The sequence below is a fragment of the Arthrobacter sp. 05T420 genome (genome assembly GCF_056396305.1).
Map to the genome: position 1 here is coordinate 36,858 of NZ_JBFTLG010000012.1, position 14,117 is coordinate 50,974.

The window sequence follows — 14,117 nt, forward strand, 5'->3', positions numbered from 1 at the left end:
CCCGTTGTACCGCAGCACCACAGACAAGATCTACGAAGAAATCCACTCAAAAGGAGACACCCCAGTGACTGAAATGTTCTACGACGACGACGCCGACCTGTCGATCATCCAGGGCCGCACTGTCGCCGTCATCGGTTACGGCTCCCAGGGCCACGCCCACGCCCTCAGCCTGCGCGATTCCGGCGTTGACGTCCGCGTCGGCCTGAAGGAAGGCTCGAAGTCCCGTGCCAAGGCCGAGGCCGAGGGCCTGCGCGTCCTGAACGTTGCCGACGCTGTCGCCGAGGCCGACCTCATCATGGTCCTCACCCCGGACCAGGTCCAGCGCCACGTCTACGCCGAGGACATCGCCCCGAACCTGCAGCCGGGCGACGCCCTGTTCTTCGGCCACGGCTTCAACATCCGCTACGGCTACATCCAGCCCCCGGCCGACGTCGACGTCGCCCTCGTTGCCCCCAAGGGCCCGGGCCACATCGTGCGCCGCGAGTTCGAAGCCGGCCGCGGCGTGCCGGACCTGATCGCCGTCGAGCAGAACCCGTCCGGCAAGGCCAAGGAACTGGCCCTGTCCTACGCCAAGGCCATCGGCGGCACCCGTGCGGGCGTCATCGAGACCACCTTCACCGAGGAGACCGAAACCGACCTCTTCGGCGAGCAGGCTGTCCTCTGCGGCGGCGCCTCGCAGCTGATCCAGTACGGCTTCGAGACCCTTACCGAGGCCGGCTACAAGCCCGAGGTGGCGTACTTCGAGGTGCTGCACGAGCTCAAGCTGATCGTCGACCTCATGGTCGAGGGCGGCATCGCCAAGCAGCGCTGGAGCGTCTCCGACACCGCGGAATACGGCGACTACGTCTCCGGCCCGCGCGTCATCACCCCGCAGGTGAAGGAAAACATGAAGGCTGTCCTGGCCGACATCCAGGACGGCACCTTCGCCAAGCGCTTCATCGATGACCAGGACGCGGGCGCGCCGGAGTTCAAGGCACTGCGCAAGAAGGGTGAGGACCACCCGATCGAGGCCACCGGCCGCGAACTGCGCAAGCTGTTCTCCTGGATCAAGAACGAGGACGACTACACCGAAGGTTCAGTCGCCCGCTAGGCAACGCCCGGCAGGGGAGCCGGACACCATAACTTGGGGTCCGGCTTCCCTGCTGTCCAGCACCACCGCACCACCCGATTCACCAAAATCCCCACCAGATACACAAGAGAGCTAAAGAGGTCACCGGTGACAAGCACCAAACCTGTAGTACTCCTCGCTGAGGAACTTTCACCCGCCACAGTCGACGCCCTCGGCCCGGACTTTGAAATCCGCCAGACTGACGGCTCCGACCGTTCCCAGCTGCTCTCCGCGATCGCCGACGTCGACGCGATCCTGGTCCGCTCCGCCACCCAGCTGGACGCCGAGGCCATCGCCGCCGCCAAGAACCTCAAGGTAATCGCCCGCGCCGGCGTCGGCCTGGACAATGTGGACATCAAGGCGGCCACGCAGGCCGGCGTAATGGTGGTCAACGCGCCGACCTCGAACATCGTCTCCGCCGCGGAACTGACCGTCGGCCACATCCTCAGCCTCGCCCGGCACATCCCGCAGGCCAGCTCCGCCCTCAAGGACGGGGAGTGGAAGCGCTCCAAGTACACCGGCATTGAGCTCTTCGAGAAGAAGATCGGCATCATCGGCCTGGGCCGGATCGGCGCCCTGGTGGCAGCCCGCCTGAAGGGCTTCGACACCAAGATCCTCGCGTACGACCCCTACATCACCTCCGCCCGGGCCGCCCAGCTCGGCGTCCAGCTGGTGACGCTCGACGAGCTCCTTGCGCAGTCGGACTTCATCACCATCCACATGCCCAAGACCCCGGAAACCGTCGGTATGCTCGGCGCCGACGCCTTCAAGAAGATGAAGAACACGGCGTACGTCATCAACGTCGCCCGTGGCGGCCTGGTGGACGAGGAAGCCCTCTACGCCGCGCTGCAGGCCGGTGACATCGCCGGCGCCGGCATCGACGTGTTCCATAAGGAGCCCAGCACCGACCTGCCGTTCTTCAAGCTCGACAATGTCGTGGTGACCCCGCACCTGGGTGCTTCCACCGACGAGGCCCAGGAAAAGGCCGGCGTTTCGGTCGCCAAGTCCGTCCGCCTGGCACTCGCCGGCGAACTCGTCCCCGACGCCGTCAACGTCGCCGGCGGCGTCATCGCACCGGACGTCCGTCCCGGCATCCCGCTGATTGAAAAGCTGGGCCGGATCTTCACCGCGCTGACCCACGCCTCCCTCACGCAGTTCGACGTCGAGGTGGCAGGGGAGATCTCCTCGCTCGATGTCAAGGTTCTGGAACTCGCGGCGCTCAAGGGCATCTTCGCCGACGTCGTGACCGAGCAGGTCTCCTACGTCAACGCCCCCGTGATCGCCGAGCAGCGCGGCATCAATGTCCGCCTCATCACCACCCCGGACACCGAGTCGTACCGCAACGTCCTGACCCTGCGCGGCGCCCTCAGCGACGGGAGCCAGATCTCCGTCGCCGGAACCCTGACCGGCCCGAAGCAGATCCAGAAACTGGTCGGCGTCAACGGCTACGAGGTGGAGATCCCGATCAGCGAACACCTCGTGGTGGTTGCCTATACGGACCGCCCCGGCGTGATCGGCACGATCGGCCACATCCTGGGCATGAACAACATCAACATCGCCGGCATGCAGGTGGCACGCCAGGCAGAGGGCGGCCAGGTGCTTGCCCTGCTGACCATCGACAGCTCCGTTCCCCAGCAGGTCCTTGACGCGATCAAGGCCGGAATCGGCGCTGACATGGTCCGTGAGGTTGACCTCGAGGACTGAAATCCTCCCCGCAGGGCGCCGGCGGCGGCATGACCGCCGCCGGCGGCCACGAGCGGCCGGCTGGTCTGCGTACAATGGCTAGGACCGAATTTCGGGTCTTGGCCGGCAGACCGGCCTTTACTTTTGCACGCCCGGCACGGGACGCCTTCACTTCCGCAGGAAATGAACTGCGGCGTGCGCACGCAATCCAGCTTTCAGGAGCCCAATGAACGCCGTCCAGAGGTTCATCAGAAGCAGAGTGCTTCTGTTGACCGCGTCCATTTTGATCGTCGCCATGTGCCTGTCCGTGCTCGTCCAGGGTCAGTCCCAGGCGGCGCTGAACAGGACCGTGGATCAAAACTCCCGGGGCCTCTATGATGTCCTGGTCCAGGCCAAGGCCGATGACAACGGCGGCCTGATGCAGCCGGACATCGCCACCGGCCAGGGCGGCATCAGCTTCGAGCAGCTGGATTCGATCCGCCAACTCTCCGGCACCTCGGTGGCCGCACCCATCAGCCTGGTCTCGCGCGTCACGCAGAACCTGGAATCGCCGCGGCTGGACGCCACTGACTACCTCGGCTTCAACGCCGGCCTCGCGGGCACGTCCGGCGACCCGACCGCCACGGACCCGAGCAAGTGGCCGGCCGCGGAATCGGTGCTGAACGACACCCCGAAGAAATACCGCCTCACCGCCAGCGCCGTCAGCTCCGACGGCCACTCCGACCAGACCCTGTTCAAGACCACGGCAGAAGGCTCCCTCGGCAAGGCGAAGCTCGTCGAAGAGCAGGTTGAAGGCGGCAAGAACGTCCGCATCCAGGGCCCGGACGGCGAGACGGGGATCAAGTTCCCCACCCCGGCCGGCGGCTCCGAGCACAATCTCTTCAACCTCTCCGTTTCGCTGCCCATGGCGCCGCAGGTGACCGAGTCCGTCGTCGCCGTCGACCCCGTCTCCGAACGCGCCCTGCTCGGCGGAGCCGGCGACTTCCTGGCCCCGCTGGAGAAGGCCCCGCCCGCGGACGCCCGCAACGCCGGCGCGATCGGCCGGCACTTCGAGAGCCTCTTCACCAACGGCATCTCCATGGAACAACTCAAGGAAGGCCCGGACTTCCTCGGCGTCAAGCTCAAGTACTGGGCACCGCTGATGACCCAGTACCAGCAGGCCAAGCGCGACGGCCAGCTCACCGCCGATTCGCAGGCCATCCCGCTGATCGTGCGTTCAGGCACCGCCCTGGACCTGAAGTACTCGGTCAAGATCGAGGAAATCGACGGTTCCGGCAACGTCACCAAGGACGTCGGCACGGTCACCCGCTCGCTGGACAAGGACTACCTGCCGTTCGTCTCGAAGTCCCCGTTCGCCCTCGCCTGGCCCGGGTCCAAGGACCTCTCCCAGCTCATGGGTGACACCGGATCCTTCAGCCAGGGCCTCTACAACCCCGCCACATGGAGCACCAACTTTGCCGCCGCCCCGGTGTACAAGGACGGCGACGCCGCCGCCAACGGCGCCGTGGACAAGAGCGCCACCCCCGGTGACTGGGTCACCGTGAACCGGCTGCCGGACAAGGCCGCCAACGGCGCCGCCGTCGACCAGACCCAGCGCGACCCCGTGGACGAGCGCTCCTACCGGCAGAACCTCGAGACCGGCAAGAAGCTGGCCACGCCGCTGGCCATGGTCTACGGCACCTTCGACGCCGCGAACGTCAAGGCTGCCGCCGGCGACGTCAACCGGCTGCCGCTGGGCGGCTACGACCCCGCGCCGTTCACCCTGACCAAGGACGCGTCCGGCACTGACGTCAACACCGAACTCAAGCCCTCGCTGAGCGCCACGGGACTGGTTAGCCAGTCCGCCGGTGCCATCACCGACTACTACGGCCTCGCGGCCGCCCGCGGCTATGAGAAGAACGCCTCCGTGATCGACGCCGTCCGGGTCCGCGCCAAGGTTCCGGGCAGTTGGAAGCAGGCGCAGCCCGAGGTGGAGAAGCTCGCCAACGAGATCCGCGACATGGGCCTGCAGGCCACCGTTGTGGCCGGCTCGGCCCGCGAAGACGCCAACATCGCCGTTCCCGGCTACTCCAAGGACGGCGCCGGCAAGGAATCGCCGCTGGGCACCGTGCAGCAATCGTGGGTCCGCCAGGACGCCGCTGACGCCGTTTCCAGCTCCCTGACCGCCACGAACCTGACCCTGCTGTTCCTGACCCTCTGCGGGGCCGCCCTTCTGACCGGCGCCTCCACCGTCAGCTACATCCGCAAGCGGCGCAGCGAGGCCGGAACCCTGCGTGCCATGGGCTGGACCCAGCGCAAGATCCGCTCCTGGGTGCTGGCCGAATTCGGCGTCGGCGCCGCGCTGCTGGCCGTCGTCGGCGTTGCCCTGAGCCTGATCACCTGGAGCGCCGCCACCGCGGTGGTCTCGGCGTCGGTCCTGGTGCTGTACGTGGGTGCGGCGTTCATCGCTGCGCAGCAACTGCGCCACCGCGAGGTAGTGGACCAGGAGCCGCAACACGACGAACGGCTCATTGCGGTCGATTCCCCGCTGACCTTCGCCAACCGGCAGCTGAGCACCAACAAGTTCAACACCATCTCGCTGGCCGTTGCAGTCGGTGTCTTCGGCGCCGCTGTCGGCGGACTGGTGGCCCTGCTGATCGACATTCCCCGGGCCGCCGGCGCCAGCGCCCTCAGCGGGCTGGCCGCGGCCAGCATCGCGCTCCCGAGCATCGTCCTGGGCGTGTCCGGCGTGGCCGTCGGGCTGCTGCTGACCATGGTCACCGGGCGCTTCGAGCTGCAGGCCAAGCGCCAGTACCTCGGCACGCTGCGGGCCATGGGCTGGAACCCGGACATGCTGGGCCAGGTCCGCCTGTTTGAGAACGCCATGGTGGGAGCCGTCGCGCTGCCCCTCGGCATTGTGGGCGCCCTCGGCATCGGCCTCCTCCTCGCCCCCTATGCCGCGCTGTGGGCCGCAATTGCCGGTCTCGTAGCTGTACTTTGCTGGATTCCGATTGCAACGAAAGTGGTCCAATGACTAACGAGCTGAACCTTGACCGGGAGGCACACGACCGGATGACCGCCAGCACCCGTCGCGGTGCGCATAAGACCCGCGCCAACACGATCGTGAAGGCCGCGGACCACGCCACGCCACTGGAACTGAGCAACATCACCATCCACTACGGCGGCGGCAAGGGCGGTGCCGAGGCCGTCAACGTCGTGGACGACTTCAACATGACGCTGCACGCTGGCGAAATGCACTGCGTCGCCGGCCGCTCCGGTTCGGGCAAGACCAGCATCCTGACCGTCGGCGCGGGGCTGACCCTGCCGACGTCGGGCCGGGTGTTCTGGGAAGGCGACTCGCTCGAGACCATGGGCGACGACGAGATCGCCGACCGCCGCCGCGCCCTGATCGGCTACGTTGACCAGGGCGGCGCGCTGATCGACGGGATGAGCGCGCTGGAGAACGTCCTGCTGCCGGCCGTGCCCGACGGCGAGGTGGAGAAGCGCCGCGACATGGCCAAGGACCTCCTGGACCTCGTGGGCCTGGGCCGGCGCATGCGCCACCGCCCGGCGCAGCTCTCCGGCGGCGAACGCCAGCGCGTGGCGATCGCCCGGGCGCTCATCCTCGGCACCCGCGTCCTGGTGGTCGACGAGCCCACGGCCAGCCTGGACCGTGCCGCGGCCAACCGCATCATCAGCATCCTCAAGGACACCACCTCGGACGGCATTGCCGTGCTGGTCGCTTCACATGACCACGAACTGGTCCGCCAGAGCGATACCCTCACAGAACTGATCTAGATTTAGACCGTGACTTCAACTGATAAGACCCCGTTCTACATCACCACGGCCATCACGTACCCCAATGGGGTGCCGCACATCGGCCATGCGTACGAGTACATCGCCACCGACGCGATGGCCCGCTTTAAGCGCCTGGACGGGTACGACGTCTTCTTCCTGACCGGCACCGACGAGCACGGCATGAAGATCGCCCAGGCGGCCGAGAAGGAAGGCGTCACGCCCAAGGAACTGGTGGATCGGAACGCGGAGATCTACAAGGGGGCGCACGCCGCCCTGGGCGTCTCGTACGACCGCTTCATCCGCACCACGGACGCCGACCACTACGCGGCGTCGCAGGCCATCTGGAAGAAGATGGAGGCCAACGGGGACATCTACCTGTCCAAGTACGAGGGCTGGTATTCGGTCCGCGACGAGGCGTTTTACGTCGAGGACGACACCGTGGTCAAGGACGACGGCATCCGCTACTCGCGCGAATCGGACACCGAGGTCACCTGGACGGCCGAGGAGAGTTACTTCTTCCGGCTCTCCGCCTATCAGGACAGACTGCTGGCGCTCTACGAGGCCCACCCCGAATTTGGCGCCCCGCAGTCCCGCTTCAACGAGGTCATCAGCTTCGTCAGGCGCGGACTGGAGGACCTGTCCATCAGCCGGACCACGTTCGACTGGGGCGTTCCCGTGCCCGGCAACGACAAGCACGTCATGTACGTGTGGGTCGACGCGCTGACCAACTACCTGACCGGCGTCGGCTACCCGGACATCGACTCGGAATCCTTCAAGAAATTCTGGCCCGCCGATGTCCATGTGATCGGCAAGGACATCTCCCGCTTCCACGCCATCTACTGGCCGGCGTTCCTCATGAGCGCTGGACTCGAGCTGCCGAAGCGGATCATGATCCACGGCTTCCTGCAGAACAACGGCGTCAAGATGTCCAAGTCGCTGGGCAACGTGGTGGCGCCGGCGGACTTCGTGGCCAAGTACGGCCTGGACCAGGTTCGCTACTTCTTCCTGCGCGAGGTCCCCTTCGGGGCGGACGGCAACTACAACCACGAGGCAATCGTGGGCCGGATGAACTCCGACCTCGCCAACAACTTCGGCAACCTGGCCCAGCGGTCGCTGTCCATGGTGGCCAAGAACTGCGAGGGCCGGGTGCCCGCGCCCGGCACGTTCTCCGCCGAGGACACCGCGCTGCTCGGCCAGGCCAACGATCTGCTGGACGCCGCCCGGGCCGCGTTTGAAAAGCAGGAGTTCAGCCGCGCACTGGAGGCGATCTGGGCTGTCCTGGGGGACACCAACGCCTACTTCGCCGAGCAGGCCCCGTGGGTGCTGCGCAAGACCGACGTCGAACGCATGAACACGGTCCTCTATGTGACGCTCGAGGTGTTGCGGATCGTCGCGATCCTGACCCAGCCGGTGATGCCGACGGCGACGGCGGCGATCCTGCACACGCTCGGCCAGCCGGAGGGCGAGGCGCGCCAGTTCACGGCCCTGGGGACCCCGATTGTGCCCGGCACGGAACTGCCCGCCCCGGCCCCGGCGTTCCCGAAGTACGAGGAACCCGCCGAGGCCTGAGCCAGCGAATTGAATGACGCTCCCGTGCCTCCGAAAGGAAGTTGCGGGGGCGTCATTTTTTCTTCGGGCGATCGAATAGTGAGACAACTTGACCAGAATGTGGGACTCTTGGCTACGCTGAAAACATGAGCGCATCCACGATTGATCTGGCAGTCATCCCGGGCGACGGCATTGGTCCGGAGGTCACGGCCGAAGCCCTGAAGGTTCTTGAGAAGGCCGCGGCCGCCGAGGGGATCGTGCTCCAGCAGACCCACTACAAGCTGGGCGCGGAGCACTGGCTCGAGTCGGGGGAGACCCTCCCCGCGGCCACCCTCGCCGATCTCCGCACGCGCGACGCCATCTTGTTCGGCGCCGTCGGGGCGGCCCCCGGCGATACCCGGATCCCGTCCGGCGTTATCGAGCGCGAACTCCTGCTCAAGCTGCGCTTCAGCCTGGACCACTTCGTTAACCTGCGGCCCTCCCGCCTCTACGCCGGGGTCGGCAGCCCGCTCGCCAACCCCGGCAAGATCGATTTCATCGTGGTCCGCGAGGGCACCGAAGGCCCCTACGTCGGCAACGGCGGTACGCTGCGCGCCGGCACCCCGCACGAGGTGGCCACCGAGGTCTCCCTGAACACGGCCCACGGCGTGGAGCGCGTGGTCCGCGACGCGTTCCGCCGGGCCAACGACCGCCCCCGCAAGAAGCTCACGCTGGTGCACAAGCACAACGTCCTGGTCTTCGCCGGCCAGCTCTGGAAGCGCACGGTTGAGGCCGTGGCCCAGGAGTTTCCTGACGTCACGCACGACTACCTTCACGTTGACGCCGCCACGATTTTCATGGTCACCGATCCGGCCCGCTTCGACGTGATCGTCACCGACAACCTGTTCGGCGACATCATTACCGACCTCGCGGCCGCCGTGACCGGCGGGATCGGCCTCGCCGCCTCCGCCAACCTCAACATGGACCGCACGGCGCCGTCCATGTTCGAACCGGTCCACGGGTCCGCCCCGGACATCGCCGGCCAGCAGAAGGCCGACCCCACCGCGGCCATCCTCTCCGCGGCGCTCCTGCTCGACCACCTCGGCTTTGGCGCCGCCGCGCGGAAGATCGAGGCGGCCGTGACGGCCGACGTCGAGGCCCGCGACGGCGCCGTCCGCACCACCAGCGCGGTGGGCGACGCCATCGCGGCGGCGCTGTAAGCCGCAGTAGCTCAGACGCTGTAGGTTGCGCTGTACTGTAGGTTGCGCTGTACGGGGCCCTGCGGGCGCCGCAAAACCCCGCTGCCAACGGGCGTAAGCTTGTGTCGAATCACCAATATGCTGCCGTGGTCCGAGGGTGAACCACGTTCCCACACCAGGCAGCCGATCGTGGAGGAACCATGACTCAGACTGCCCATGGCGTCGAATTCACCCAGCACCTGTCGGAGACCCCGAAGTCTGCTGAAGAGCGTGCAGCCATCCTGGCAAACCCGGGGTTCGGCGACTATTTCACCGACCACACCGCGATTGTCGACTACACCGTCGACGCCGCAGGCAACGGTGACTGGCACGACGCTCGGGTTGAGCCCTACGGCCCGATCTCCCTGGACCCGTCCGCCGCAGTGCTGCACTACGGCCAGGAGATCTTCGAAGGCCTCAAGGCCTACCGCCACGCAGACGGCTCGATCTGGACGTTCCGGGCCGAGGCCAACGCCGCCCGGCTGAACAGGTCCGCCCGGCGGCTGGCCCTGCCCGAACTCCCGGAAGAATACTTCCTCGGCGCCATCCGCGAACTCGTCGCGGCCGACAAGGACTGGGTGCCCTCCGGCGACGGCGAAGCCCTGTACCTGCGGCCCTTCATGATCGCCACCGAGGCGTTCCTGGGCGTGCGGGCCGCACGCGAGGTCTCCTTCCGCGTGATCGCCTCCCCGGCCGGCAACTATTTCGGCGGCGAACTCAAGCCCGTCTCCATCTGGATCTCGCGTGAATACGCCCGCGCCGGCCGCGGCGGAACAGGTGCCGCCAAGTGCGGCGGCAACTACGCGGCGTCACTGATCGCCCAGCAGGAGGCCGAGGCTCAGGGCTGCAAGCAGGTCCTCTTCCTCGACCAGTTCAACGACAACGCCGTCGAGGAACTCGGCGGCATGAACGTCTTCTTCGTCATGAAGGACGGCTCGCTGGTCACCCCCGCGCTGTCCGGGACCATCCTGGAAGGCATCACCCGGATGTCCGTAATGCAGGTGGCCCGGGACATGGGCCGGGAAGTCACCGAACGCAAGATCACCCTGGATGAGTGGCGCGACGGCGTCGCCTCGGGGGAAATCGCCGAGGTCTTCGCCTGCGGCACCGCCGCGGTCATCACCCCGATCGGCGTGCTCAAGGACGCCACCGAGTTCATCGGCGCCGAAGACGCGACGGCGGGGGAGACCACCTTGGCCATCCGCGCCCAGCTGCTCGGGATCCAGACCGGCACCGTGGAGGACACCCACGGCTGGCTGACCCGCCTCGCCTAACCCCTAACGCTCACAGCGCCGGAACCACCGGCACGACGGCGGCCCCCACCTTCCTGTGGCGGCCGCCGTCGGCGTCTGCAGCCGCAAGGGGGTTCGGTGCAGGGTCAGATTTCAGCGCAAGGGTTGGGTTCGGTGCAAGGATGGGACCGTGAGCACCGAGAATTTCCGCGACATTGTCCGCAGCAGTGAACTGACCCGGTTCCGCCTCGCCCCGAACCCGGGCCCCATGAGCCTGGCCGGAACCAACTCCTATCTCATTGCCGGCCCGGGGGCGGCGGGCCGGGTGGTTGTCGACCCCGGGCCCCTCGACGAGCCGCACCTGCAGGCGCTGGCCGGCGACGGGCCGGTCGAACTCATCCTGATCACGCACCGCCACGCCGACCACACTGCTGCCGCCGCGCGGTTTTCGGAGCTCACGGGCGCACCTGTCCGGGCCGCGGATCCCGCCCACTGCCATGGCGCACCCCCGCTGCGGGACGGCGAAACCATCCGGGCGGCCGGAACGGACATCAGGGTCCTGGCGACGCCGGGCCATACCGCGGATTCGCTGTGCTTCCACCTGCCGCAGGACGGCCCGCACGGCTCGGTGCTCACCGGGGACACGATTCTGGGCTCCGGTACCACCGTGCTGGACTACCCCGACGGCACCCTCCGCGACTACCTCGAAACGCTGGACCGGCTCGAGCGCCTCGGGCCGGCCACGGTGCTGCCGGCCCACGGCCCGGTGCTGCCGGCACTGGACGCCGTCGCCCGCGCCTACCGGGAACACCGGCAGGAGCGGCTCGAGCAGATCCGGGCCGCCCTCGCGGCACTGGGTAAGGACGCCGGCGCTGACGCCGATGTCCGGGCCGTCACGGACGCCGTGTACGCCGACGTCGATCCCTCTGTCCGACGCGCCGCGGAGCTCTCCGTCGCGGCGCAGCTGGACTACCTGCGGAGTCACCCAGGTTCGCCCAACTGACTGGCAGCAGGGGCCGTTTTGGGCCTTCATAACGGCCCCTGCTGCGAGTTAGTTGGGAAGGGCACACCCCGGGGACCGGTAGGCTGGGAACCATGCGTATCGCCCGGTTTGTAGTTGATTCTGATCCCCTCTACGGCATCGTGGAAGGTGAGCCCGGCAGTGAGGAAGTCACTGTCATCAAAGGCGACCCCTTCTTCCACGGCGTGGAACGAACCCCCATGAAGCACAAGCTGGAGGACGTCCGCCTGCTGGCGCCGATCATCCCGCGCAGCAAGGTCATCGGGGTCGGCCGCAACTTCGCGGAGCACGCCCGGGAACTCGGCAACGAGGTCCCGGCCCAGCCCTTGCTGTTCCTCAAGCCCAACACCTCCGTGATCGGGCCCAACGATCCCATTGTCCTGCCGGAGTTCTCCGAGGATGTCTCCTTCGAAGCCGAGCTGTGCGTCGTGATCGGCCGGATCTGCAAGGACGTGCCCGAGAACCGGGTGGACGACGTCATCTTCGGCTACACCTGCGGCAACGACCTCACCGCCCGCGACGTCCAGAAGACGGACCTGCAGTGGGCCCGGGCCAAGGGCTTCGACACCTCGGCACCGCTGGGTCCGTGGATCGAGACCGAGCTCGACACCGAGGACCTGCAGATCCAGGGCCGGCTCAATGGCGAACTGCGCCAGGACGGCAGCACCAACCAGATGATCCGCGGCGTCCGGGAGTTGGTCTCCATCGTCTCGCAGGCCTTCACCCTGCTGCCCGGCGACGTCATCATGACCGGTACCCCGGCCGGAGTCGGCGCGGTAAAGGCCGGCGACCGCTACGAGGTCGAGATCGAGGGCATCGGACGCCTCTCCAACCCGGTGGTCCGCCGCTAACCCGCTCCGCCAGGAAGATGTAGCGCCGAGTTCGGACAGTCGCACAGGGGATCTGCCGTTTAGATCCACTGTGCGGCTGTCCTTTTGCGTGGCGGCATTCCGGGCAAGTGGCGATGGGAGAGATTGGTAATGTTGGTACCACTATGACTACTCCTTCCGCGTCCGACGCCGTTTCCAGCTCCGCCCTTGCTGCCCCCACCGGTGAAGTCACCGCTGACACCCCGGTCCGTGTCCGGTTCTGCCCCTCGCCCACGGGCACCCCGCACGTCGGCCTGATCCGCACGGCCCTGTTCAACTGGGCCCATGCCCGGCACACCAAGGGCACCTTTGTGTTCCGGATCGAGGACACGGACGCGGCCCGCGACTCGGAGGAAAGCTACCAGCAGCTGCTTGAAGCCCTTAAATGGCTCGGCATCACCTGGGAAGAAGGCGTGGAGGTCGGCGGCCCGCACGAGCCCTACCGCCAGTCGCAGCGGCTGGACCTGTACAAGGATGTCGTGGCCAAGCTGATCGAGGCCGGCTACGCCTACGAGTGCTACTCCTCGCCGGACGAGGTCGAGGCCCGCCACCGGGCAGCCGGCCGCGACCCCAAGCTGGGCTACGACAACTTCGACCGCGAGCTCTCCGAGGAACAGCTGGCCGCGTTCAAGGCCGAGGGCCGCCAGCCCGTGCTGCGCGTCCGCATGCCCGACGAGGACGTCACGTTCACGGACATGGTCCGCGGCGAGATCACCTTCAAGGCCGGCAGCATCCCGGACTACGTCATTGTCCGTGCCGACGGATCCCCGCTCTACACCCTGGTCAACCCGGTGGATGACGCACTGATGGGGATCACCCATGTGCTCCGCGGCGAGGACCTGCTTTCCTCCACGCCCCGCCAGGTGGTGCTGATCCGCGCCCTCATGGACATCGGCGTCGCCAGCTACATGCCCGTCTTCGCCCACCTGCCGTACGTCATGGGCGAGGGCAACAAGAAGCTCTCCAAGCGTGACCCCCAGTCCAACCTGTTCCTGCTCCGGGACCGCGGCTTCATCCCCGAAGGCCTGCTCAACTACCTGTCCCTGCTCGGCTGGAGCCTCTCCGCCGACGAGGACATCTTCACCGTCGATCAGCTGATCGAGCACTTCGATGTCAACGATGTGCTGGCCAACCCGGCCCGTTTCGACATCAAGAAGGCCGAAGCGATCAACGGCACCCACATCCGCATGCTCGGTGCCGAGGACTTCCGCGGCCGCCTGGTGCCCTACCTCCAGGCCGCCGGATTCGTAGGGGAGAGCCTCACGGCCCGCGAGGAGGAAATCCTGGCCGAGGCCGCCCCGCTGATCCAGGAGCGCATCTCGCTGCTGGGCGAGGCCCCCGAAATGCTCGCGTTCCTGTTCAAGGCCGATGACGCGATCGACGTCGCCGACGACGCCCGCAAGGGCCTGCCGGAGAACCTCACCGAGGTGCTCGACGCTGCCCTGTCCGCGCTGGAGCCCGTCGCCGACTGGACGGCCGAGAACATCCAGGCTGCCCTGAAGGAGGCCCTCGTGGAAGGCCTCGGCATCAAGCCGCGCCTGGCCTTCGGACCGGTCCGCACGGCCGTCTCGGGCCGGCGGATCTCGCCGCCGCTGTTCGAATCCATGGTCATCTTGGGCAAAGACTCATCCCTGGCCCGCCTCCGCGCCTTCCGCGGCTGAC

The 14,117-nt window shown here is 67.3% G+C and carries 10 protein-coding genes; all 10 read left to right on the top strand.

Going from position 1 to position 14,117, the window contains the following annotated elements:
- Positions 1–64 precede the first annotated feature (64 nt).
- The 10 genes from ilvC to gltX all read left to right on the top strand — a co-directional run bounded on the left by ilvC (position 65) and on the right by gltX (position 14,116).
- Positions 65–1,090: a ketol-acid reductoisomerase gene (ilvC, locus tag AC1DEM_RS12880; protein WP_026538933.1), complete on the top strand. Its 1,026-nt coding sequence runs from the start codon at positions 65–67 to the stop codon at positions 1,088–1,090.
- 126 nt (positions 1,091–1,216) lie between these two features.
- A complete protein-coding gene (gene serA / locus AC1DEM_RS12885; protein WP_476884742.1) occupies positions 1,217–2,812 on the top strand; it encodes a phosphoglycerate dehydrogenase in 1,596 nt (531 codons plus the stop codon).
- 205 nt (positions 2,813–3,017) lie between these two features.
- Positions 3,018–5,804 carry an ABC transporter permease gene (locus AC1DEM_RS12890; protein WP_476884743.1) on the top strand — a complete coding sequence of 929 codons (2,787 nt, stop codon included), beginning with the start codon at positions 3,018–3,020 and terminating at the stop codon, positions 5,802–5,804.
- The gene (locus AC1DEM_RS12895; RefSeq protein WP_377985106.1) at positions 5,801–6,568 is read left to right on the top strand and encodes an ABC transporter ATP-binding protein; all 768 of its coding nucleotides are present in this window, start codon (positions 5,801–5,803) and stop codon (positions 6,566–6,568) included. The genes AC1DEM_RS12890 and AC1DEM_RS12895 overlap by 4 nt, the downstream gene beginning before the upstream one ends.
- Positions 6,569–6,577: 9 nt before the next feature.
- Positions 6,578–8,137: a methionine--tRNA ligase gene (metG, locus tag AC1DEM_RS12900; protein WP_476884744.1), complete on the top strand. Its 1,560-nt coding sequence runs from the start codon at positions 6,578–6,580 to the stop codon at positions 8,135–8,137.
- Positions 8,138–8,262: 125 nt separating this feature from the next.
- Entirely contained in the window at positions 8,263–9,315 is a 1,053-nt protein-coding gene (locus AC1DEM_RS12905; protein WP_476884745.1) for a 3-isopropylmalate dehydrogenase, read from the top strand.
- Positions 9,316–9,494: 179 nt separating this feature from the next.
- Complete coding sequence (locus tag AC1DEM_RS12910) at positions 9,495–10,607, top strand: branched-chain amino acid aminotransferase (RefSeq protein WP_476884746.1); 1,113 nt, start codon at positions 9,495–9,497, stop codon at positions 10,605–10,607.
- A 148-nt stretch (positions 10,608–10,755) separates the two neighbouring features.
- Entirely contained in the window at positions 10,756–11,568 is an 813-nt protein-coding gene (locus tag AC1DEM_RS12915; protein ID WP_476884747.1) for an MBL fold metallo-hydrolase, read from the top strand.
- 92 nt (positions 11,569–11,660) lie between these two features.
- A complete protein-coding gene (locus AC1DEM_RS12920) occupies positions 11,661–12,437 on the top strand; it encodes a fumarylacetoacetate hydrolase family protein (RefSeq protein ID WP_377985101.1) in 777 nt (258 codons plus the stop codon).
- 143 nt (positions 12,438–12,580) lie between these two features.
- Positions 12,581–14,116, top strand: coding sequence for a glutamate--tRNA ligase (gltX, locus tag AC1DEM_RS12925; protein ID WP_476884748.1), 1,536 nt, complete (start codon positions 12,581–12,583; stop codon positions 14,114–14,116).
- The last annotated feature ends 1 nt before the right edge of the window (position 14,117 follow it).

Excerpts from the sequence above, each read along its gene's own strand:
- AC1DEM_RS12890 (WP_476884743.1), top strand. The coding sequence starts at position 3,018 with ATGAACGCCGTCCAGAGGTTCATCAGAAGCAGAGTGCTTCTGTTGACC.
- AC1DEM_RS12895 (WP_377985106.1), top strand. The coding sequence starts at position 5,801 with ATGACTAACGAGCTGAACCTTGACCGGGAGGCACACGACCGGATGACC.
- AC1DEM_RS12905 (WP_476884745.1), top strand. The coding sequence starts at position 8,263 with ATGAGCGCATCCACGATTGATCTGGCAGTCATCCCGGGCGACGGCATT.
- AC1DEM_RS12910 (WP_476884746.1), top strand. The coding sequence starts at position 9,495 with ATGACTCAGACTGCCCATGGCGTCGAATTCACCCAGCACCTGTCGGAG.
- AC1DEM_RS12920 (WP_377985101.1), top strand. The coding sequence starts at position 11,661 with ATGCGTATCGCCCGGTTTGTAGTTGATTCTGATCCCCTCTACGGCATC.
- gltX (WP_476884748.1), top strand. The coding sequence starts at position 12,581 with ATGACTACTCCTTCCGCGTCCGACGCCGTTTCCAGCTCCGCCCTTGCT.